Raw genomic sequence first — 22,257 nt, 5'->3', positions numbered from 1 at the left:
GGTCAGGGACGATCAGCGGGTCAGGATCGCCACCGGCGCGACGGCACGGAGATCCGCGATGCTGACCGAGCCGGAGTGGGTGGCGCCCGACACCGCATCGACCCAGTCGCCCGGCGGCAGCGTCAGCATCGTCTTCGCGCCGTCGGGTGGCAGCAGACTGTGGGTGAATCGACTCGTCGCGACGATCACGCGAGGGTCGGCGTCCCCGGCGACACCGCGGCCGAACGCGATCACGTGATCCGATGCCGGGCCCTCGGCCAGGATCGGCCGGTAGTCGCCATCCGGTCCGAACGCGGCGGCATGGGTCGACCGGACACCGAGCGCGGCCTGTACGAGTCGGACCTTGGGATGGTCGGTCGAGCGGCGGTAGTCCACCGGTCGTCGATTGTCGGGATCGACCAGCGAGTCCTCGAACCACTCGGTGCCCTGATAGATGTCCGGCACCCCGGGGCCGAGAAGGGCGATGGCCTTGCGCGCCAAGGACTCCTGTTCCCACGCCGACGCCAGCCGGGAGACCAGCCCGGTGATCACCTCGGCGGGCTCGCCGGTGGTGATCGTGTCGATCCAGGTGGACAGTGCCGACTCGAACTGCTCGTCGACCTCGGTCCAGGTGGTTTTCAGAGCGGCCTCGCGTGACGCCTTGCGGGCGTAGTCGACGAGTCGGGTCCGCAGTTCGTCGGTCACCGCGCCATCGGTCGGCCAGACGCCGATGATGTTCTGCAGCAGGAAGTATCCGGTGAAGTCGTCGGGTGGCGGGGTCGCCGCCCAGATCCGGCGGATGGTCATCGACCATCGCTCCGGGACCTGCGCCAGCAGCGCGATGCGTGCGCGGACATCCTCGCCGCGCTTGGTGTCATGGGTGGAGCTCGCGGTCATGGCACGGGACCACTGCTGCGCACGGGTCACGTTGTGCCGGTGGAAATCGTGCAGGGACAACGCCGGATCGGCCGGATCGGCACCCACCTCCTGCGCGGACACCAGCCGTGCGGTGCGATAGAACAGGCTGTCCTCGACGCTCTTGGCGGTGACCGCACCACAGGTCTGGGCCAACCTCGACGTCGCCGCACCCGGGGTCTCGGTGGTGCGGATGATCAGCGCCATCGAGTCGGCGAGGTCCGGGCGTCGGGCGACGATCGCGTCGGCCGCGGTGACCAGGCGGGACCGCAACGACGGGTAGTCGGCGCGATACACGCCGAGGTCGGCGATGAGTTCGCCGACCGCATCGGCCACCGACGCCGCATCGACACTCGGATCGGAATGGGTGATGGCACGGACGAGACGTCGGTGCTCGGCGGGAAACATGGTCGCCAAGGTGGTGATCTTGCGACTGCGTTCGGTCGCATGCAGCCACCGGGCATCACCGGCCACCCCGGTGACGTGTTCGTGGATCTCGCTGAGTTCGACGATGCCCGACGGGGCGGTGAACAGCGCCTCGATGACCCGTAACTGGTCGTAACCGGTGGTGCCGTCGACGGGCAGCGTCGGCTCGAGCGCCTCGTCGGCGGCGAGGATCTTCTCGATGTAGAGCAGTCGATCGGCGCCGATGTCGCCGCGGAGGCGTTCGAGGTAACCCATCGGATCCCAGAGGCCATCGGGATGATCGACGCGGACACCGTCGATCAGATCGGCCTCGAGGAGATCCCGGAGCCACGCATGCGTGGCGTCGTACACCGCGGGGTCCTCCTGGCGGAGACCGGCGAGTTCGTTGACGGTGAAGAACCGTCGGTACCCGATGAGGCCCGAGTCCCACGGAACGAGCCGATAGTGTTGGCGCGCATGCACTTGCGCGGGTGTTCCGCCCAGGGTGCCCGGGGCGGTGGGGAAGGCGTGGTCGTGATACCGGAGGATGCCGTGCGCGTCGACGGTCAGCGGCGTCAGGTCGCCGTCGGAGGCGAGCACCGGAAGTGCGAGTGCCCCGTCGGCGCCGTTGTCGGAGGAGAAATCGGCGTCGAAGTACGTCGCATAGCGTGATCCCGCACCGTGGCGCAGCAGATCGGCGAACCACGGATTCCGCAGGGCCACCGCCACTCCGGTGTGATTGGGGACGATATCGATGACGATTCCGAGCCCGAGTACCGACGCGGCCGCCCGTAGTGCCCGAAGTCCCTCGCGCCCACCGAGTTCCGGTGCCACCTGGGGTGGTGGAACCCAGTCGTAGCCGTGCGTCGAGCCGGGCATGGCCGTGCCGATCGGTGACAGGTACACGTGACTGACGCCGAGGTCGGCGATGTGCTCGAGGATTCCGATGACGTCGGCGAATCCGAAATCGGGCGTCAGTTGGACACGGTAGGTGGCGATCGGTTCCGGGCGCGTGACCATCGATCAGCGTTTGTTTCGCAGGACGACGAGTGATCGGGCACGCACCGCGAACGTGCTTCCGCCGCCGACCGACTCCAGATCCGACACGCCGGTCGGGCTGGCGGTGTTGAGTACGCCGTGCCAGCCGGGGCGCAGGATCGAAGGCAGGGTGAACTCGATGTCCTCGTAGTGGGCGTTCAGGCAGATCACGAAGTGGTCATCGAGGATGCGCTCACCCCGCTCGTCCTTCTCGGCAATCCCGTTGCCGTTGAGGAAGACTGCGAGACTCTTGCCGAATCCGCTGTCCCAGTCGGCGGTGGTCATCTCCTGACCCGACGGGGTCAGCCACGCGATGTCGAGCGACTGATGACCCCAGCGGATGGGTTTGCCGGCGAAGAACCGGCGGCGCCGGAACACCGGATGGGCCGTGCGCAACGCGATCGCCCGCCGGGTGAACTCGAGCAGATCCGCGTTCTCCTCCGCGAGAGTCCAGTCCATCCACGACAATTCACTGTCCTGGCAGTAGACGTTGTTGTTACCCATCTGGGTTCGGCCGATCTCGTCGCCGTGGGCGAGCATCGGGGTGCCCTGCGACAGGAACAGCGTGGCCAGGATGTTGCGTTGCTGCCGGGCGCGCAACTCGAGGATCTCCGGGTCGTCGGTGGGGCCCTCCACGCCACAGTTCCAGGAACGGTTGTGACTCTCCCCGTCGCGATTGCCCTCACCGTTGGCCTCATTGTGTTTCTCGTTGTAGGACACCAGGTCCCGCAGCGTGAAGCCGTCGTGTGCGATGACGAAGTTGATGCTGGCCAGTGGTCGGCGTCCGGTGGCCTCGTACAGATCCGACGATCCGGTCAGGCGGGAGGCGAACTCGCCCAGGGTGGCCGGCTCACCCCGCCAGTAGTCGCGGACGGTGTCACGGTACTTGCCGTTCCACTCGGTCCACAGCGGTGGGAAGTTGCCGACCTGGTAGCCGCCCTCCCCGACGTCCCACGGCTCGGCGATGAGCTTGACCTGACTGACCACCGGATCCTGCTGCACGAGATCGAAGAACGCCGACAGGCGGTCGACGTCGTGCAGTTCTCGCGCCAACGTCGACGCCAGGTCGAAGCGGAAACCGTCGACGTGCATCTCCAGCACCCAGTACCGCAGCGAGTCCATGATCAGCTGCAGCGTATGCGGATGACGTCCGTTGAGGCTGTTGCCGGTTCCGGTGTAGTCCATGTACATCTCGGCGTTGCCGTCGACGAGGCGGTAGTAGGCGGCGTTGTCGATCCCGCGAAATGCGACGGTGGGGCCGAGGTGGTTGCCCTCGGCGGTGTGGTTGTACACCACGTCGAGGATCACCTCGATACCCGCCTTGTGGAACGCCCGTACCATCGCCTTGAACTCGGTCACCGCGCTGCCCGGCTGTGCGTGATTCGAGGCGTAGTCGGCATGCGGGGCGAAGAACCCGAAGGTGTTGTACCCCCAGTAGTTTCGCAGCCCCTGATCGAGCAGCACGAAGTCCTGCATGAACTGATGGACCGGCATCAGTTCGATGGCGGTGACACCCAGCGATTTGAGGTGATCGATGATCACCGGATGTGACAGTCCCGCGTAGGTGCCGCGGAGGTTCTCCGGGATGCCCGGATGGGTCGCCGTCATCCCCTTGACGTGGGCTTCGTAGATGACGGTCTGGTGGTAGGGCAGGCGCGGTGCGCGATCGTTCTGCCAGTCGAAGAACGGGTTGATGACCACCGACAGCATCGTGTGACCGAGCGAATCGAGTTGGGGCATCGACGGACTCGGCTCGGGGTCGTGGTATTCCGGCGTCGGCGGGATGGCGGGCTCGGGTTCGACGATCTCCTCGTGTGCCACCGGTGGATCCGCCGTCTCGATCACCACGTCGGGCGCGGTCGCCTCGTCGTCGGTGGTGGTGTCGTCGTCGTCCGTCGCGTCATCGGTGTTGCCGTCGACCGCCGGGTCGTCGACTTCCGTTGCAGCCGAATCGGTGTCGTCGGCAGTGGTGCTCAGCGTCTCGGCCGGGGCGTCGCCCGCGTCGTCACCTGCGGAAGTCGTGACGTCCGCCTCGTCGCCCACGCTCAACGGTCCCCCGACCTCCGCGGCCTCGTCGGAGGCGGGAGGCTGATCGGCATCCACCGACACCGGTGTTCCGGGGTCGTAGACGGGGATCTCCTCGGTCGCCGAGGGGTCGGTGCCGGGCAACGGATAGGAGAACAGCGATGCGTCACCGTCGAACTCGCCGTGAAAAGCCTTGCCGTACGGGTCGAGCAGCAATTTGCTCGGGTCGCACCGCATACCGTTGGCCGGATCGTAGGGGCCGTGTACGCGGTATCCGTAGAACTGGCCGGGGCCGACGTTGGGCAGGTAGCAGTGCCAGCAGTACCCGTCGACCTCCTCGAGTCGGATGCGGCGCTCGTTGCCGTCGCGGTCGATGAGACACAGGTCGACCGCCGTCGCGATCTCGGAGAACAACGAGAAATTGGTGCCCACCCCGTCGTAGGTGGCGCCGAGCGGGTAGGCCTGCCCCGGCCAGACGTCGATCGGATCGGGTTCGGGGGCGACCAGCGGCTCGGCCTGCTCCGGTGCCTTGACCGGACTCTCGGTCGGGTGGGGTGCGGTGCTGGTGCTCAGCGGTGCGGCAGTCGTCGGGGTGTCCGTGATGACGGCGGCGGGTTCGGGGGATGGTGCGGGAGTGGGTTCGGCGTCCGGGACCGCGGTTTCTTCTGGGGCCGCGGCTTCTGCCGGGGCGGATTCCGGCTCGGGCCGGGTCGATTCGCTCGCGGTCTCGTCCTCGGTCGGCGGGGTGACCTGCTCGGCGTCGAGCGCGTCGCCGCTGGGATCCTCGGCTGCGGCGGCCTGCCCGGTCATCGCTGCCTGGTCATCGCCGGTGGATGGTGCGGACGTCTCCACCTTCGGTGAGTTCATTCCACGACAGTAGTCGCGATGGTGTCGGCGTTCATCTCGGAACGGTCTGCGTCCGGGCGTACGTGATACCCGTCCCAATCGGGACTCCCGAGTTGCGCGATCAGGGATCGTGATCGGTCGTCCAGGGCAGGGCGCGGCCCAGCCGGCGGCCCAGACCGTCGGTGAGGCTGCGGACGTAGGTGGCGCTCAGATGATGCCAGTCCTTGTAGACGATGATGTTGCCGACGATCGCGGGACACCGGTTCGCGTCGCACAGGCCGTCGGAGAGGTCGAGGGCGTGAAAACGGCGGTTGCGCTGGGCGTATCCCGCCGCCGGGTCGATCCGGTCGAGTGCCTCGGCACGGTCGGTCCCACACGTGTCGGCGGTCCCGCCGTCGGCCAGGCAGGTCGGGGTGTCGATCGCACCGTCGGGGCCGTGCGGCCACGGGGTGTCGCGGAGTCCGATCACCTCGATGCCGGCGTCGGTGAAACGTTCGAACACCGGTGGGTAGGTGGACGGCATGACGTCGCCGGGGGCACCCACACGCGGCCTGGTCGAGGTGGTGACCACGGCGTCCGGGCGGTCGGCGACGATCCGGTCGACCACGCGCCGCGACCAGTCGCGGCACTGCGGGTAGGGCACCCCGTTCTGCAGTCGGGGTGTCCGCTCCGTTGACAGGGGACATCCCATCTTGAGGTACGTCGTGACCTTGAAGTGGTGCCGTGACCCCAGCAGATCCAGGGCGGTGATCCACATCTCCGCGTGCGATCCACCGGCCAGTGCGATGGTCCGTGGGGCGGTGGGGTCGCCGTATACCCCGGCGTGGATACGTGGATCCTCGAAATCGCTCATGACGCCGTCGGTCGAGGTCGCCGGAAAGTCCTCGATGACCTCCAGCGGGCTGGGTTGCGGCTCGACGGCCGGCACCGGAACGCCGTCGAGCAGGGCCCGGGCTCCCGGATACAGCCGCGGGTCGAGATCGGCGGTGTCGACGTGGACGGCGGCGACGTGCTGCGACCACAGGCGCACGCCGACTCCGCCGGCGACGGTGAGGATCACCAGTACCGTCGCCAGCACCGGGGCGTAGCCGAGATGGCGACGTCGCGCTGAGGTGGCGCGACGCGACGGGTCACCGTGCACCCGTCGTTCGTGCACCGGTCGTTCGTGCACCGGTCGTTCGTTCCGCAGTAAACCTTCACGCAGTGGATCCTCGATGTATCGCTTGGTCAGCCACGCCAGCATCACCGAGGCGGTCAGCACCGCGGCGCCGGCGAGGATCGACGCGTGATCGGTGCCGCGCCACGAGAGATAGAAGATCAGCAGCGGCCAGTGCCACAGGTACAGCGAGTAGGCGATGGCGCCCAGCCACACCGGCCAGGGTGAGGCGAGCGCCCGGCTGAGGAGGGGCGGTGAGTCGTCGACGCGGGCGTGCCGTCCGCGTGGTGGGCGCTGCGCGGCTCCCGCCCAGATGATCACCAGTGTCGAGCCGACCGGAACGAGTGCCCACGGGCCGGGGTAGGAGGCGACGCCGTCGATCCACCACCCGCAGGTCAGGATCAGTGTGAGCGCGATGGCAGCGGCGACGGTCCGCAGCCATCGTGAGACCCGCCAGGTCGGCATCCACACCGCCAGCAGTCCGCCGGCCAGCGGTTCCCACAGTCGCGACAGGGTGTCGAAGTAGTTCCACTGCTGATTGACGTCCATCCGCATCGTCGCCCACCAGAACGACACGACCGCCACCGTGAGTACCGCGACGCCGACGATCGTCCGGATCGTCGCCGGCCGTGCGAGCGGCGCGAACAAGCGCGCACCGACAACGATCGCGCCGGTGCCTGCCAGCGCGGCCAGCAGGGTCGCCAGGAAGAACTGGCCCTGCACCGACATCGACCAGATGTGTTGCAGCGGACTGTTCGCCGAGCTCGCCGCGAGGTAGTCCTGGGAGTTCAGGGCGAGGTACCAGTTCTGGTAATACAGCGCACTCGCGGTCAGTTCCTGTCCGATCGCGTTCCACCGGGTCTGCGGCAGGATCACGATCGTCAGGACGAGGACGGCGAGGAGCACCGTCGCCAACGCCGGGAGCAGCCGCCGGCCCAGGCGCGCCAGCCGGGGCCATGGGTTGACCGCGGCACCGAGGGTGATGTGGGGCTGCTGTTGGGCGTCGATGGCGTGGCGTAGCAGGGAGCCGACGAAGAAGTAGCCCGACAGGGTCAGGAAGACGTCGACACCGCCGGACACCCGGCCGAACCAGACGTGGAACACCGCGACAAGGGCGATCGCGATGCCCCGGAGGCCATCGAGATCGGTGCGGTGAGCAGAGGTGGTGCGAGCCACGGTGGGCGGAACGGCTTTCGTCGAGACGGTGGTCGCCTCTCGACGCTAGCGGTCCGCGGGCACCTGCGCTCCGGATCGGCGGCGCGCGCCGTCGAGTATCACCTCGAGGCCGTCGCCGAACTCGGTGTCGAAATCGCGGCCGGACGGGCCGGTGACGCCGAGCCGTTCCATCTGGGCGCGGGTCTGTTCCTCGATGGTCAGGCCGATGACGAGCTGGCAGATGGCGGTGGCGACCGCGCGTGCATCCCGTTCGTGCAGGTCGCCGCCGGCGGCCGCGGCCGCGATGTCGTCGGCGACCGCGCGGTCGGACAGGCCGCTGGCCCAGCTCGAGGAGACGACCTCGGCGCTGTCGGGCACGCGCAGCAGGGCCGCGCGCATTCCGACGGCCAGGGCCCGTAGGCGCTGGTCCCACGGCTGCGCCGGATCGGGGCGGGCGACCTCCGACAGCAGGTCGTCGGCCAGTGCGGCCAGGAGTGTCTGTTTGTTGGGGAAGTGCCAGTACAGGGCGTTGGGTCGGACGCCGACCTCCGAGGCGAGGCGGCGCATCGTCAGATCCGCCAGGCTGTGGTGGATGAGCACGTCACGGGCGGCGGCGAGGATGTCGGCGCGGGAGTTGCTCACAGGCACAGGGTAGAGGGCGCGTCGAAGCGGGCCCACGGCGGCCTGTACACCGTCCAGGAAAAGTCCTGTACAGTGTTCAGGCAGTCGAGCGGTGTCGCCCATCACACCGCGTCCAGCACCCGTCACCAGAGGAACTCCACCGTGGACCAGGCAAGCATCAGTCGCATCGATGCGCAGCACATCTGGCATCCCTACGGGGCCATCCCGGCCGCCTCGGAGCCGCTCGTGGTGCGTGCCGCCGACGGCGTTCACCTCCATCTCGCCGACGGTCGCAGCGTCGTCGACGGCATGAGCTCCTGGTGGGCCGCGATCCACGGGTACCGCCATCCGGTCCTCGACGACGCCGCGCGCCGACAACTCGACTCGATGTCGCACGTGATGTTCGGTGGTCTCACCCACGAGCCCGCCGCTCGTCTGGCACAACTGCTCGTCGACATCACCCCCCGTGGGCTGCAGAAGGTCTTCTTCTGCGATTCCGGCTCGGTGTCGGTGGAGGTCGCCATCAAGATGGCCCTGCAGTATTGGCGTGGCCGCGGTGAACCGGGGCGCACGAAACTGCTCACCTGGCGCGGCGGATATCACGGTGACACCTTCGCGCCGATGAGCGTCTGCGATCCCGACGGCGGCATGCACTCGATGTGGACCGACGTTCTCGCACAACAACTTTTCGTTCCCGCGCCACCGGCCGACCATGATGCCGCGTACGTGGCCGCCGTCGCGGAGACGGTACGCGCCCACCGTGACGAGCTCGCCGCGATCATCGTCGAACCGGTCGTGCAGGGCGCCGGCGGAATGCGTTTCCACGACCCCGCATACCTCGCCGACCTGCGCCGCATCTGTGACGACCACGACGTTCTGCTGATCTTCGACGAGATCGCCACCGGTTTCGGGCGCACCGGGGAGCTGTTCGCCGCCGACCATGCCGGGATCGCACCCGACATCATGTGCGTCGGCAAGGCGCTGACCGGTGGATACCTCACCCTGGCGGCGACCCTGTGCACCGACGAACTCGCCGCGGTCATCAGTGCCGGTGAGGCCGGGGGACTGGCCCACGGCCCGACCTTCATGGCCAATCCGCTCGCCTGCGCCGTCGCGGTGGCCTCCACCGAACTGCTGCTCGCCGGCGCGTGGCGCGCCGACGTCGCGCGCATCGGCGAGGGCCTGCGTACCGGCCTGGAACCGCTGCGTGGAATCACCGGCGTCGCCGACGTGCGCGTGCGCGGTGCGATCGGCGTTGTCGAACTCGACCACCCCGTCGACCTGGCCGCGGCGACGACGGCGGCCGTCAACGCCGGGGCCTGGCTACGGCCGTTCCGCAACCTCATCTACGCGATGCCGCCCTTCATCTGCACCGCCGACGACGTCGAGGTGATCACCCGCGGCATGCGGGCCGCCGTCGACGCCAGTCTCGCCGTACCCGCCGGAGGTCACCCGTGACGACGCTGAACCCCACCACACCCGCCGCCACCGGCGAATCGGTCGCCCTGTCCTGGCTGCACAACGCCGCCCGTGCCACGAAAGAGGCCGGGCTGCACCGCGAACCGATCGTGCGGACCACCGGCGCGGGCCTGCTCAACCTCGCCTCCAACGACTATCTCGGGCTCTCGACGCATCCGCACGTGATCGACGCCGCACGGTCCGCGGTGACGCAATGGGGCGCCGGCTCGACCGCATCGCGACTGGTCGTCGGCACCACCGCGGCGCACGTCGACTTCGAGCACGAGATCGCCGACTTCCTCGGATTCCCTGCCGCGCTGATGTTCTCGTCCGGCTACCTCGCCAACGTCGGGGCGATCACCGCGCTCGTCGGACGCGGTGATCTCATCGTCTCCGACACCGGGACCCACGCCTCGCTCATCGACGGCTGCCGGCTGTCGCGGGCACGGGTCGTGGTGGTCGACCGCGGCGACGTCGCGGCGGTGCGCGCGGCACTGGCCGACCGTGCCGAAGAGCGTGCCCTCGTCGTCACCGACTCGATCTACAGCGTCGACGGTGCCGCTGCCCCGGTGGCCGAGTTGTACACCGCTGCACGTGAATTCGGTGCCGCACTGCTCGTCGACGAGGCTCACGGCCTCGGTGTGCGCGGCCCGGGCGGTCGGGGAGTGATCGCCGAGGTCGGCCTGTCCGGCGCACCCGACCTCGTCGCCACCACCGTCGCGTCGAAGTCCCTGGGCGCGCAGGGCGGTGTGGTGCTCGGGCCGGCGGTGTTGCGTGATCACCTGACCGACCGCGCCCGCACCTTCATCTTCGACACCGGTCTCAATCCGGCCGCCGTCGGCGCGGCCCACGCCGCCCTGCGCATCCTGCGGGAGCAACCGGATATGCCACAGCGACTGCGCCACAACATGATTCGCATGGCCGATCTTCTCGACGTGGCATTGCCCGTCGGTCCGGACGGCGCGGTGGAGACCTCGGCGGTGCTCTCGATCATCATCGGTGACCCGCAGCCCGCGGTCGCCGCGGCCGCCGCCTGCCGGAACGCCGGGGTGCTGGTGGGGTGCTTCCGCCCGCCGTCGGTGCCACCGGGCACCTCCCGGCTGCGGCTGACCCTGCGCGCCGATCTCGACGACGCCGACATCGACCACGCCGCCGACGTGGTGCGCGCGGCGCTGCACGAGGTGGGTGCGCGATGACCCTCGATCCGTGGTGGAAGCCCACCCGGCCGGTCGCCGACCGGAGCCTGGTGATCACCGGCACCTCCACCGACGTCGGCAAGACCATCGTCACCGCGGCACTCGCCGCGACGCTCGCCGCTGCCGGCACCGACGTCGCCGTCTGCAAGCCCGCGCAGACCGGTGTCGGACCCGACGAGCCGGGCGATCTGGCGACCGTCACCGCCCTCGCGGGCGACCTGCCGACGTGGGAGGGGGCGCGGTTTCCGGATCCGCTCGCCCCGGAAACCGCCGCGCACCGCGCCGGATCACCGCAACTCGACATCAACGACGTGGTGCCCCGGGTCGCCGACATCGTCGGCGACCATCGGCTCACCCTCATCGAGGGCGCCGGCGGTGTACTGGTGCGACTCGCCCCCGAGTTCACGATCCTCGACGTGGCACGCGCTCTCGGTTCGGCGGTCCTCGTCGTCACCCAACCGGGACTCGGAGCGCTCAACCACGCCGAGCTCACCGTGGCGGCCATCCGCGCGGCCGGCGTCGACGTCGCCGGCCTCGTCATCGGATCCTGGCCCGCCGCTCCGGATCTCGCGATGCGCTGCAATCGACACGACCTCCCGCGCCTGACCGGTGTACCGGTCGTCGGAGTCCTGCCCGAAGGTGCCGGTGCGATGTCGGGTGAGACATTCCGCTCCGCGGCACCCACCTGGTTCGACGCCGACTGGATCACCGCGATCCGCACCCACGCCGACGCCCCGCAGACCGTTGCTCACGCCGACTCCCCGCAGACCACCCCGACCGACAACAGCCACCTCGAAGGAATCTTCTGATGACCCAGGCCCCGATAGCCCCCGCCACCGTCGACGCCGACACCGCCGACATCCTCACCATCGCCCGCGAACAGGTCCTCGAACGCGGTGAGGGCCTGACCCAGGAGCAGGTGCTCACCGTGCTCCGGTTGGGCGACGACCGCCTCACCGAACTGCTGCAGCTCGCGCACGATGTGCGGATGCGCTGGTGCGGCCCCGAGGTCGAGGTCGAGGGCATCATCTCGCTGAAAACCGGTGGCTGCCCTGAGGATTGCCACTTCTGCTCACAGTCGGGATTGTTCGCCTCGCCGGTGCGCAGCGCCTGGATCGACATCCCGTCGCTGGTCGAGGCGGCCAAGCAGACCGCCAAGACCGGCGCCACCGAGTTCTGCATCGTCGCCGCGGTCCGCGGTCCGGACAAGCGGCTGCTGAGCCAGGTCGCCGCGGGTATCGAGGCGATCCGCAACGAGGTCGACATCCAGATCGCCTGCAGCCTGGGCATGTTGACCCAGGAGCAGGTCGACCAACTCCGCGACATGGGCGTGCACCGCTACAACCACAACCTGGAGACCGCGCGCAGCCACTTCCCGAACGTCGTCACCACCCACACCTGGGAGGAGCGTTGGGACACCCTGCGGATGGTGCGTGACGCCGGCATGGAGGTCTGCTGCGGCGGCATCCTCGGCATGGGGGAAACCCTCGAGCAGCGCGCCGAGTTCGCCGCCGACCTCGCCTCGCTCGATCCCGACGAGGTGCCGCTGAACTTCCTCAACCCGCGGCCGGGTACCCCGTTCGGTGACCTCGACGTGTTGCCGGCCTCCGAGGCACTCAAGTCGGTCGCGGCGTTCCGTCTGGCATTGCCGCGCACCATCCTGCGTTTCGCCGGCGGTCGCGAGATCACCCTCGGCGACCTCGGCGCCAAGCAGGGCATCCTCGGCGGTATCAACGCCGTGATCGTCGGCAACTACCTGACCACGCTCGGTCGTCCCGCCGAGGACGATCTGGACCTGCTCAGCGATTTGTCGATGCCGATCAAGGCACTCAACGACAGCATCTGATTACCTGGTGAGATGAGAGCAACCACGATGAGCGCCGCCGCGGCGGCGACCGACATTCCCGGTCCGCTCGACGAGCCGCATCGCTACGGCGTCTACACCGGCATCGAACTGGAGATCCAGGCGCCCGACGCGGTGCCGACCGCGGCACGCCTCGGCCTGGAACCGCCACGGTTCTGCGGCCAGTGCGGCCGGCGGATGGTGGTGCAGGTCCGTCCCGACGGCTGGGATGCGCGGTGTTCGCGCCACGGCACGGTCGACTCCAGCGAGTTGGGGCGCCGGTGAGCGAGGTGGCCGGTGCTGCAACCGCGCTCGAGATGCGTCCGCGCGTCCGGCACCGCACACCCGCCACGCTGCTGGCCGCCGTCGGGGTCGTTGTGCTGTTCGGTGTGATCGCCGGCGCAGTGTGGGCGGTCGCCACACCCGCGGCCTCCGCGGTCAAGGGCCGCACCCAGGTGTACATGGTCGACAGCTTCGCCGGCGTCGCGACGTTCGCGTTCGTGATGTTCGGCTTCGGTGTCGTCGCCGCGGTGGTGACGTGGTTCGTCGCGCCCGGCTGGCGTGGCCTGCCCGGTTACGCCGCGATGCTGGCGTCGACGGTGATCGGTGGCGCGCTCGCCGGTGTCGTCGGTTCGGGATTCGCCGCTCGACGCTTCCCCGACCCGGATTCGATCGGCGTCGGGGACGTGTTCACCGCCGTCCCGCAACTCTGGCTCGACGGCGTGACCCGCGGATCGCCCAGTGGCCCTTGGATTCTGCTGATCTGTGCGCCGCTCACCGCGACGGTGGTGTACCTGTTGGCGGCCATCGTGAGCCGACGCGGCGACCTCGGGGTGGGTGACGGCCGCATCGAGCAGTCCGACGTTGTGGTCACATCGGCGGTTTGAGGGTCGCGAATTCGTCGGTGACGCGCAATTGCGTGTCGGCGAACGCGTAGAGCGCCGGCGGGCGACCTCCGGAGCGGCCGGTGCGGCCCAACGTTCCGGTTGCCACCACCACACCGCGGCGGCTCAGGATGCGCAGCAGGTTCGTGGTGTCGACGCGATATCCGAGTGCGGCGCCGTAGATCTCGGAGAGTTCCGACATCGGAAACCGCTTGGGCGCCAACGCGAATGCGATGTTGGTGTAGGACAGTTTGGCCGCCAGGCGGTGCCGGCCCGCGTCGATGATGGCGGCGTGGTCGTAGGCCAGGGACTGCTCGGCAAGAGCGTCGACCCGGTGCCACGTGGCCGTCGGCGGGAGCCGGGTCGCTGCGTCGGTCGGCACCAGACCCAGATAGGTCGACGCGATCGTCCGCACCTCGGGTACCCGCTCGGGATCGGAGAACACCGACAACTGCTCGAGGTGCGCGACCGTGGTGACATCGAGATTCTCGGTGAGAAAGCGACGGGCGCTGGCCGACAGGGTTTCGGCGGCGCCGGCCACGTCACCGCCCGGCAGTGACCACGGTGAACTCTCGTCGGTCCGCCACAGCAGGACGAACAGGTCGGGCTGGCCGCCGGGGGAGATCGGGCGCACCTGGAAGACGACAGAGAGCACCTCGACCCGCAGCGACATGCGCTCGATAGTAGGTCAGAGGTCGTCGAGGACCACGAGTCCGTCCTGGATGGCCCGCGCGACGAGCGACGCCTTGGTGCGTGCGGTACGGCCCGCCTCGGCGTACTTCACGCGGATGCGGGCGAGGTGGGTGTTGACGGTGCCCACCGAGATCATCAGTTGGGTGGCGGCCTCCGACTTCGAGTCGACGAGCAGCCAGGTGCGCAGCACCTCGACCTCGCGGGTGGTCAACGGGACCGGGGTGTACTGCGGGGACGGCGGCTCGCTGGGGACCGCCCGGAGTGCCGTCGGTGGTGCCATCGGATCGGCGGCTGACCCAGGCCGACGGGCGGCGAGGCGGTCGAGAGCCTCCTGACGACGACGCATCGCCTGCAACGGCGTGGAGTAGGCGCGGCGGACACCGAGGACCGGACGCGGCCCAACCGCGGTCGGGATCTGTCGATGACTCGGGCCGTCGGAGGTGTTGGCATTGCGCGAAGCGGTCATGATGATCATGTCTCCTGGGGCAGATGAACGGGGTTTCTGCTGCTGCGTTGCGTTATGAACGCTACGGAGTGAAACGATCCCGCAAACGCGTAGTGGACTACTTGGAATGCGCTTGGAACTACTCGGAGCACGTGTCCAGATCGCGCAATCTCTTGCGTTACTCCAGCTCAGGCCGATCGGGCAGGGCTCCGCCATCGCGTTGCCGCGTCTCCGCTGACAGCGCTCTCGCTGACACTGACAGCGCTCGCCACGGCGTTGACAGCGCTCTCGCCGGCACTGACAGCGCTCTCGCCGACGTTGACAGCGCTCTGCTCCGCACTGACAGCGCTCTCGCTGACACTGACAGCGCTCGCCGAGGAACACTGTGTTGCCGCAGTTCAGGCGTGCTTGGTCAGCGATGACGCGGCCCGGCGGCATCCGGCCGGAATGTCCGCGCGCTTGCCGGTGTTACGATCATCACCAGGTTTTCGACCACTAGTCGAAAACCGGCTCGAGGCGCAGACCGCGCCGAGACCACGCCGCCGCCCGGCGGCAGGGAGATGGAGTGGCAGATGAGCATCACCAGCGACCGCGCCGCGGTGACTGACGCGACCCTGATAGACGCACCGGGTCTCATCGATGCGCAATGGGTCGACGGCCCCGGCGGCTACTCGGGTGTCGAGCCGACCCCGGAGTGGGCCGAGGAGATCCGCCGCCTCGCACGCGCGCGCAACGCGACCCTGCTGGCGCACAACTACGAACTGCCGGCCATCCAGGACGTCGCCGATCACGTCGGTGACTCCCTCGCTCTCTCACGCATCGCGGCCGAGGTCGACTCCGACGAGATCGTCTTCTGCGGCGTGCACTTCATGGCCGAGACCGCCAAGATCCTCAGCCCCGACAAGCGGGTGCTGATCCCCGACGCCCGCGCCGGATGCTCGCTCGCCGACTCGATCACCGCCGACGAACTGCGCGAGTGGAAGGACGAGTTCCCCGACGCCGTCGTGGTGTCCTATGTGAACACCACCGCGGAGGTCAAGGGACTCACCGACATCTGCTGCACCTCGTCCAACGCCGTCGACGTCGTCGCGTCCATCGACCCCGACCGCGACGTCCTGTTCCTGCCGGATCAGTTCCTCGGTGCACACGTCAAGCGCGAGACCGGCCGCGACAACATCCACATCTGGGCCGGCGAATGCCACGTCCACGCCGGCATCAACGGCGACGAGCTCACCGAGCAGGCCGCCGCGCACCCCGATGCTGATCTGTTCATCCACCCCGAATGTGGTTGTGCGACATCGGCTCTCTATCTGGCCGGTGAGGGTGCGGTTCCGGATGACCGGGTCAAGATTCTCTCCACCGGTGGAATGATCGATGCCGCCCGCGAGACCGGCGCCAAGCAGGTTCTCGTCGCGACCGAGATCGGCATGCTGCACCAGTTGCGCAAGGCGGCTCCGGGTATCGACTTCCAGGCGGTCAACGATCGCGCATCGTGCCCGTACATGAAGATGATCACGCCGGCCGCGCTGCTGCGTGCGCTGCGCGAGGGTCGCGACGAGGTGTTCGTCGCCGATGATGTCGCCGAACGCGCTCGTCGCAGCGTCGAGCGGATGATCGCCATCGGTAATCCCGGTTCGGGTGAGTAGCGCTGTGTCGCAGAATATTTCATCGTCGCAGGGATTCGTCGGCCAACTCGTCGCCGACGCTGACCTCGACCTCGCCGTCACCGACGAGGTCCGTGCACTGATCCGCACGGCGCTCGACGAGGACCTGCGCTACGGCCCCGACGTCACGACCGCGGCGACAGTCCCCGCCGATGCGGTGACCGACGCCGCGATCGTCAGTCGCGCTCATGGCGTGGTGGCCGGCCTACCGGTGGTGGTGGCGGTCCTCGACGAGGTCATCGGGTTCGGTGCCTACGAGATCACCGCGCAGGTGGCCGACGGCACCCGGGTCGCGCCCGGCGACACCGTCCTTGCCGTCCGTGCGCCCACCGCACCGTTGCTGACCGCAGAGCGCACGGCACTGAATCTGGCGTGTCATCTGTCCGGTATCGCCACCGCGACCGCACAGTGGGTCGACGCCATCGCCGGAACCGCCGCCAGGGTTCGCGACTCGCGAAAGACGCTGCCCGGCTTGCGTTATCTGCAGAAGTACGCGGTGCGCGCAGGTGGGGGAGTCAACCATCGGATGGGTCTGGGCGACGCCGCCCTCATCAAGGACAATCACGTCGCCGCCGCGGGATCGGTGAGTGCGGCGCTGGCCGCCGTCCGAGCGGCCGCCCCGGATCTTCCGGTGGAGGTCGAGGTCGACTCGCTCGACCAACTCGACGAGGTTCTCGCCCTCGAACCGCAACTGGTGCTGCTGGACAACTTCGAGTTGTGGGCCACCCAGATGGCGGTGTCCCGCCGCAACAACCGGTCGCCGCAGACGAAGCTGGAGTCCTCGGGCGGACTGACGCTGGACCAGGCCGCCGACTACGCCCGGACCGGCGTCGACTATCTCGCGGTCGGCGGGCTCACCCACTCGGTGATCGCACTCGACCTCGGCCTCGACATCCCGAGCTGACGCCGACGCGCGTCGATCAACGGCAATGGCGCGGAACATCGGCGGTGTCGTGGCCGACTTCGACGACGTGTGGCGTTCGAGGAGAGGAGACCTGGAGCCGATCGGGCATCTGCTTCGGTACCGGGCTGGGGACACCTGGGTGCGGTTCCACACGCTGCCGGGCGCCAAACGGTTCCCGCGCAACGACGCCGAGCGTCGCACGGTGTTCTCCCGGCACCGGGCAGTGCTGTCCGAATTGTGTTCGGTGACAGCAACATCGCCGCAGGATCTCCGTGTCATGACAAGCGGATGGTCGTCGTCGCCGGAACCCGCCGGCCGTTCCACCCGGCTTGTCGCGGCATTCGGTGAATCCGCGTACTGGCGCTCACTGCTCGTGGACGACGACACGGATCACCAATGGTGGCAGCACATCTACATCGGAACGTCCACGCTGGGGTCCCCGCGGTTGCGTGCGCTGTTGAGGTTGGTTGCCGACGACCGTGCCGGAGACGTCGTCATCACCTCGACGGGTGCGGAGTGGCTCTATCACCCCTATGACGGTGGCGGCGACGTGATAGCACCGACGCAAGCCATTCGGGACGGGCTGCGCGACAAGTTCTTTCGATGGCTGCCACCGAATGCCGAGGGTTTGTAGTCGTCTCTCACTCCGACACTGTCGTCAGCGCGACCACCGGGCCGTTGATGTTGTAGGTGTGTACCTGGCTGCTCAGTGCGCGAACGGTCGTCACGTCGACTGCGTACAGGTGCCGACCGTCGGGACGGTCGAGAGCCGATCCCGCCAGTCGAGAGCCGATCCCGCCGGTCGAGAGCCGATCCCGCCGGTCGAGCACCCCTCATTCCGGCCCGGTCGAGCAGCCCCATTCCGCCGGTCGAGCACCCCTTTTCGTTGGTCGAGCCGGTCCGGAGCGCTAGCGGAGGACTGTGTCGAGACCTCGCAAGCCGACGCTGAAAACCCAACCACCCCAAACACACTCACCTTTGCACAACCTGTGTATAGAAAACACTTGCGATTCGTGTTTAAGTGGGGTTATAATAGAACAGATACGCTACACGGCATTCTCGGGGGAGGTGACATCAGCATGACAGACACCACCGACAGTCCCATGTCACGACCACTGCAACTGATGCACCAACTCTCCGAGATCTTGGACGAGTTGGCCCAGACTCCGATGACCGCCTGCTCGGACACCGAAGTCATCGAGGCGGCGAAACTGTCCGAACAGATCGCGACCCGCACCCACTTCCAAGGTGATCGGGCGATCCTGGAAATCTCGGATCGCAGTGTGCACCGCAAGGTCGGCAAAGTCAGCCTGTCGAACTTTCTGAACTTCGATCTGCGGATCGCGCAACCCACCATGCGCATCGCGCACATGAAAGCCACCGCCCGATTCCACGGGCTGACCGGACAACCGGAGGAACCGAAGTTCCCCACCCTGTCCAAAGCATATGAGCAGGGCCTGATCGGCCACACCCACCTCTCGGCGGCGTTGGAAGCCCTGGACAAGATCCCGGGCGCCGTTCCGCATGACAAGAAGGTCGCCGCCGAAGAAACCCTGGGTGAGAAAGCCACCGAACACATTCCAGCCGACATCACCAAGATGGGTGCCCGGATCCTGGCGCACCTCGATCCCGATGGACAGTTGGTGGAGGAGAAAGAACGCCAACAGCGTCGCAACCTGTGGATCAACCAGTCCCGGGTCGATGGGATGGCGAAACTCAACGGGCATCTCCCGCCGGTCACCCGGGCTCTGTGGGACACCATGCTCGACGCCTGGGCCAAACCCGGGATGAATAGTCTCAGCGATCCGGAATCGCCGACCGGTGCGATCGGTGACGCCGACCCCGACGTGTTGGCTGCGGCGGTCAAACGTGACGACCGTTCTCAGGCGCAACGCAATCTTGATGCGATGCACATGTTGTTGGTGTCGGCGATGAAAGAAGGCGTCCTCGGCAAAACGCATCGAGGCCTGCCCGTGGCGTTGATCGCGAAAGCGTCCGTGACGGATCTGCTGGCCGGGGCCGGATATGCCACCACGGCATCTGGTTCGACGATTCCCATTCCTGATTTGCTGAGTGCGTTGGGAGACATCGAAGATCCCACCGATGTGCAGCAGTTCCTGGCGGTGTTCTCCGACGCCATCGACCTGCCCCTGTATCTCGGGCGGTCCCGACGCCTGGCGTCGACCGAGCAGCGGATCGCGTCGTTCTCCCGCACCGGCGGTGAAGTGTGCTCGTTCCCCGGGTGTGGGCAACCCGCGTCGCGTTCGGAAATGCATCACGCCAAAGAGGACTGGGCTGATGGCGGGAAAACCGACATCAGCGATTTGGCGCCGGCGTGCGGGCCGCACAACCGGATGGTCGGCCCGAAACCCGGCCAGTACACCACCGGCATCTACGAAGACGGGCCGCTCGCCGGACGGTGCTGGTGGCAACTCAACGCCGAACCCGGCATGCCGGCAAACCCGAAGATCGTCAACGACCACCCCGACATCACCGCCCTGTACGAGGAGAAACTCGACCAGATCCGCGAACAGATCCACGGCGACATCGTCGCCGATTGTGGTGCCGGCGCAACCGAACCCGCAGACACCGACGCGGTTGACGCCGACACCGTCGATGCCGAAACTGCTGACATCGAAGCCGACGTCGCTGACGCGGAGGATGAGGCCGAGTCGGTCCATACCGACATCGACGAACCGGCCGATCCCGACGACGAGGACACCGCGTCGCCGTTCGTGGACGCCGAAATCTCGTCCGATCGTGGTGTCTCGAGTGACTATCCGGCTCCGGCTGCCGACTCCTCGAGCATCGACGACAGCATCGACATCGCAGACAGCGTCGACCAGGACGCCGATCATGAGTCCGGCGTCACTGACCGGCCCGACCCAGCCGTCGACGAATATGGTTCGGGCGCAGACCAATTCGATCCGGTCGAGCCTCAACCACCCGACCAGCAGGACAGGCCCGGCGCCATAGGCGACGAGCACTCTGACGAACCTGGTGTCACCGACACCGGGGAGATCGACCTGGTCATCTTCGACGGGGACGGTGTTCCGATCACCGACGATCCCGACGACCCTGCTGCCGCTGCCGGGATGGATCGTGCCTCGCGTACCCGGATTCGTGTCCGCGACACGACCAGCGAAGGACAGCCCCGCGAGCGCCGCATCCGTGATGGCGGCATCCGTACCAGCGACGCCGACCGTGAACGTGAGCTTGAGGAACTGGCCGCCATCGGCATGAACCCTCGTAACAGCCGGATCGAACGTGTCCTGGCAGCCCGGCTTCACTACCGGCTCGACACCTCCTGAAGCAGCCCGCCCACCGGTACTGGCCGGGCCGCACTGCCACAGAAACGTTGTGGCGGTGGGAAGTTCCGGCCTTTCCTTGCGAGGTCTCGACACGGGCTTCGCTAGCGCTCCGCCCGGCTCGACCAACGTGTGGTGCGGCTCGACCGACGGGTTGGGCCTCGACCTCGATCTCGACAACCTCGGCCCGGCGGACACGGCTCGTAGCTTCGACGGAGCTCACGCAAGGCCATCGCTCCGGTCGGCTCGACCAGCCGGGAAGGCGGTTCGTCCTTGTCACGTCCGGCGGTCGGCAAAGATGCTTCGGAGGAGTGGCACTCGGTTGGCGATCTCCGGATCGGGATCGTTCTCCAACTCGGCGAGGGAGTCGAGAAAGCGTTGTCGTCCGGCATCGTCGAGCGGTGCGTACAACAAGGTGAAGGCGGCATGCCGTCGGATGATCGCCCAAGGAGAGCGTAGACCGTCAAATAGGGCGGCGACATCGCCCACCGGCACCTCGTGATGTCTGGTCACGCCAGTGCCCATCACGCTCACGAGCGCCCGCTCGATCTCCGGATGCGCAGTGAGGGCCGCCTCGAGCGGCCGATAGTCCAGCGGATGATCGGGATCGAGGGCGCGGTAAGGCCCATCGAAGACGTTGTATGCGCCGGGATTGAGCGAGTCGAATTGCGCCACAACGATGTCCGCGTGACCCAGCGTCACGAGCGGGCCCGCCGACCACCGTGATGCGGACTCATCGTCACGGGCAGCGCGCATCCTCGACGTCAGATACTCGACAACGTCGGGGCGGCTGACGCGTATGCGGTCGATGACGAACATCCACTGCCACTCCGGGACATCCGTCGTCTCGCGAATGCAGCGCATGATCGCGTCGAGAACGAGGTCGGGTTCGGCGCGACCGAGAGCGATCAACGCCTCGTGCGACTCCTCCCAACCCAACGGGGCATCACTGCTCGTCGCATCCGCGATCAACAGATCGCACCACTCACGGACCTGTTCACTCACCGGGAGTCCGGCGATACGATCGCGTTCGGCCTGCGCGGCGTCGAGATGCGGGAAGTGGCGTCGGAGTTGAGCCTTGCTGATGCACTTGGCGACAAGTTCCTCGGCCTCATCGACCGCGACCACGAGACACGTCTTGTCGACCACACCGTCGGCCAACAGTTGCTTGCGCGCCGACTTACATGCCGCGATCACAGACCGATAAAAGCGGGCCTCGACCCTGTCGAAGTGATCGTCATCGCCGGCTCGGGCCATTTCCGACAACGTCTCGCTCCACTGTTCGTCCTCATCGGAGGGTTCGCGAGACCAGTCCCAGTCGTAGGGATGCCACCGCACGTCGGGGTCGGTGGCCTGCGCAGACTCCTCGCTCGCCACCCCGAGCAACGGCCAGGCGATTGTCTCGCCGTCGGCATAGAACCCGAAGACCGCAACTCCATAGATCGCTTCGCCGGGACGTTCATCCCGAAACTCGGACACCGCTCGCACGATCGCGAGTCGGATGTGATCGGTCAGCCCCACCCAATCGAATGTCACGCGACGAGCGTAGCGGCGCGCACGGTGGGTCCGTGTCGGTGAAAGAGATGATGAAGGGCGAGCCACGTTGAGGCCGGTGGTTCGGATGTGACGAGAGGCATGAAAGTTATCCGCCATCCGTCATGAATCCGAGCCGCAGGTGTGGCGTGAAACCCGCTGGCCTGCGACCCGTATCCTGGATGGGTA

General features: G+C 67.6%; 18 protein-coding genes. 10 read left to right on the top strand and 8 right to left on the bottom strand.

Features of this window, described 5'->3' with window-relative positions:
• Window positions 1–12 precede the first annotated feature (12 nt).
• The 4 genes from treY to ABLE92_RS07015 form a co-directional block, all read right to left on the bottom strand.
• Window positions 13–2,319: a malto-oligosyltrehalose synthase gene (treY, locus tag ABLE92_RS07030; RefSeq protein WP_348804047.1), complete on the bottom strand. Its 2,307-nt coding sequence runs from the start codon at window positions 2,317–2,319 to the stop codon at window positions 13–15.
• Between the two features lie 3 nt (window positions 2,320–2,322).
• Window positions 2,323–5,229, bottom strand: a complete 2,907-nt coding sequence (gene glgX / locus ABLE92_RS07025; RefSeq protein ID WP_348804046.1) for a glycogen debranching protein GlgX — start codon at window positions 5,227–5,229, stop codon at window positions 2,323–2,325.
• Window positions 5,230–5,329: 100 nt separating this feature from the next.
• Window positions 5,330–7,540 carry an acyltransferase family protein gene (locus ABLE92_RS07020; protein ID WP_348804045.1) on the bottom strand — a complete coding sequence of 737 codons (2,211 nt, stop codon included), beginning with the start codon at window positions 7,538–7,540 and terminating at the stop codon, window positions 5,330–5,332.
• Between the two features lie 45 nt (window positions 7,541–7,585).
• A complete protein-coding gene (locus ABLE92_RS07015) occupies window positions 7,586–8,161 on the bottom strand; it encodes a TetR/AcrR family transcriptional regulator (protein WP_348804044.1) in 576 nt (191 codons plus the stop codon).
• Between the two features lie 141 nt (window positions 8,162–8,302).
• Between ABLE92_RS07015 and ABLE92_RS07010 the strand changes: the two genes are divergently transcribed.
• The 6 genes from ABLE92_RS07010 to ABLE92_RS06985 are packed head-to-tail and all read left to right on the top strand — an operon-like array spanning window position 8,303 to window position 13,524.
• Window positions 8,303–9,598 carry an adenosylmethionine--8-amino-7-oxononanoate transaminase gene (locus ABLE92_RS07010; protein WP_348804043.1) on the top strand — a complete coding sequence of 432 codons (1,296 nt, stop codon included), beginning with the start codon at window positions 8,303–8,305 and terminating at the stop codon, window positions 9,596–9,598.
• Complete coding sequence (locus tag ABLE92_RS07005; protein ID WP_348804042.1) at window positions 9,595–10,794, top strand: 8-amino-7-oxononanoate synthase; 1,200 nt, start codon at window positions 9,595–9,597, stop codon at window positions 10,792–10,794. Before ABLE92_RS07010 ends, ABLE92_RS07005 begins: the two co-directional genes overlap by 4 nt.
• The gene (gene bioD, locus ABLE92_RS07000) at window positions 10,791–11,603 is read left to right on the top strand and encodes a dethiobiotin synthase (RefSeq protein WP_348804041.1); all 813 of its coding nucleotides are present in this window, start codon (window positions 10,791–10,793) and stop codon (window positions 11,601–11,603) included. Before ABLE92_RS07005 ends, bioD begins: the two co-directional genes overlap by 4 nt.
• A complete protein-coding gene (gene bioB, locus ABLE92_RS06995) occupies window positions 11,603–12,640 on the top strand; it encodes a biotin synthase BioB (protein WP_348804040.1) in 1,038 nt (345 codons plus the stop codon). The genes bioD and bioB overlap by 1 nt, the downstream gene beginning before the upstream one ends.
• 27 nt (window positions 12,641–12,667) lie before the next feature.
• Window positions 12,668–12,922 (top strand): biotin synthase auxiliary protein BsaP, encoded by a 255-nt coding sequence (bsaP, locus tag ABLE92_RS06990; RefSeq protein WP_348804039.1) that lies wholly within the window; start codon window positions 12,668–12,670, stop codon window positions 12,920–12,922.
• 5 nt (window positions 12,923–12,927) lie between these two features.
• Window positions 12,928–13,524 (top strand): DUF2567 domain-containing protein, encoded by a 597-nt coding sequence (locus tag ABLE92_RS06985; protein ID WP_348804038.1) that lies wholly within the window; start codon window positions 12,928–12,930, stop codon window positions 13,522–13,524.
• On the opposite strand, the gene ABLE92_RS06980 is transcribed toward ABLE92_RS06985, so the two are convergent.
• Window positions 13,508–14,194: an NrtR DNA-binding winged helix domain-containing protein gene (locus tag ABLE92_RS06980; RefSeq protein WP_348804037.1), complete on the bottom strand. Its 687-nt coding sequence runs from the start codon at window positions 14,192–14,194 to the stop codon at window positions 13,508–13,510. The genes ABLE92_RS06985 and ABLE92_RS06980 overlap by 17 nt on opposite strands.
• Before the next feature lie 15 nt (window positions 14,195–14,209).
• Window positions 14,210–14,680, bottom strand: coding sequence for a LuxR C-terminal-related transcriptional regulator (locus ABLE92_RS06975; protein WP_348804035.1), 471 nt, complete (start codon window positions 14,678–14,680; stop codon window positions 14,210–14,212).
• Between the two features lie 551 nt (window positions 14,681–15,231).
• Between ABLE92_RS06975 and nadA the strand changes: the two genes are divergently transcribed.
• From nadA to ABLE92_RS06960, 3 genes are read left to right on the top strand one after another with little or no spacing between them, the layout of a single operon-like run.
• Window positions 15,232–16,305 (top strand): quinolinate synthase NadA, encoded by a 1,074-nt coding sequence (gene nadA / locus ABLE92_RS06970; protein WP_348804034.1) that lies wholly within the window; start codon window positions 15,232–15,234, stop codon window positions 16,303–16,305.
• Entirely contained in the window at window positions 16,298–17,227 is a 930-nt protein-coding gene (gene nadC, locus ABLE92_RS06965; protein WP_496560774.1) for a carboxylating nicotinate-nucleotide diphosphorylase, read from the top strand. Before nadA ends, nadC begins: the two co-directional genes overlap by 8 nt.
• A gap of 25 nt (window positions 17,228–17,252) precedes the next feature.
• Window positions 17,253–17,861 carry a DUF3885 domain-containing protein gene (locus ABLE92_RS06960; RefSeq protein ID WP_348804033.1) on the top strand — a complete coding sequence of 203 codons (609 nt, stop codon included), beginning with the start codon at window positions 17,253–17,255 and terminating at the stop codon, window positions 17,859–17,861.
• Window positions 17,862–17,868: 7 nt separating this feature from the next.
• Here ABLE92_RS06960 and ABLE92_RS06955 read toward each other — a convergent pair whose 3' ends face one another.
• Window positions 17,869–18,057, bottom strand: a complete 189-nt coding sequence (locus ABLE92_RS06955) for a hypothetical protein (protein ID WP_348804032.1) — start codon at window positions 18,055–18,057, stop codon at window positions 17,869–17,871.
• Window positions 18,058–18,306: 249 nt separating this feature from the next.
• Between ABLE92_RS06955 and ABLE92_RS06950 the strand changes: the two genes are divergently transcribed.
• Window positions 18,307–20,538 carry an HNH endonuclease signature motif containing protein gene (locus ABLE92_RS06950; RefSeq protein WP_348804031.1) on the top strand — a complete coding sequence of 744 codons (2,232 nt, stop codon included), beginning with the start codon at window positions 18,307–18,309 and terminating at the stop codon, window positions 20,536–20,538.
• Between the two features lie 273 nt (window positions 20,539–20,811).
• Here ABLE92_RS06950 and ABLE92_RS06945 read toward each other — a convergent pair whose 3' ends face one another.
• Window positions 20,812–22,071: a DUF4303 domain-containing protein gene (locus tag ABLE92_RS06945; RefSeq protein WP_348804030.1), complete on the bottom strand. Its 1,260-nt coding sequence runs from the start codon at window positions 22,069–22,071 to the stop codon at window positions 20,812–20,814.
• Window positions 22,072–22,257: the final 186 nt, after the last annotated feature.

This window comes from Gordonia oleivorans, from assembly GCF_040044975.1.
In the GTDB taxonomy this organism is placed as follows: Bacteria; Actinomycetota; Actinomycetes; order Mycobacteriales; family Mycobacteriaceae; genus Gordonia; species Gordonia oleivorans.
This window is presented reverse-complemented; position numbering and strand designations above follow the sequence as displayed.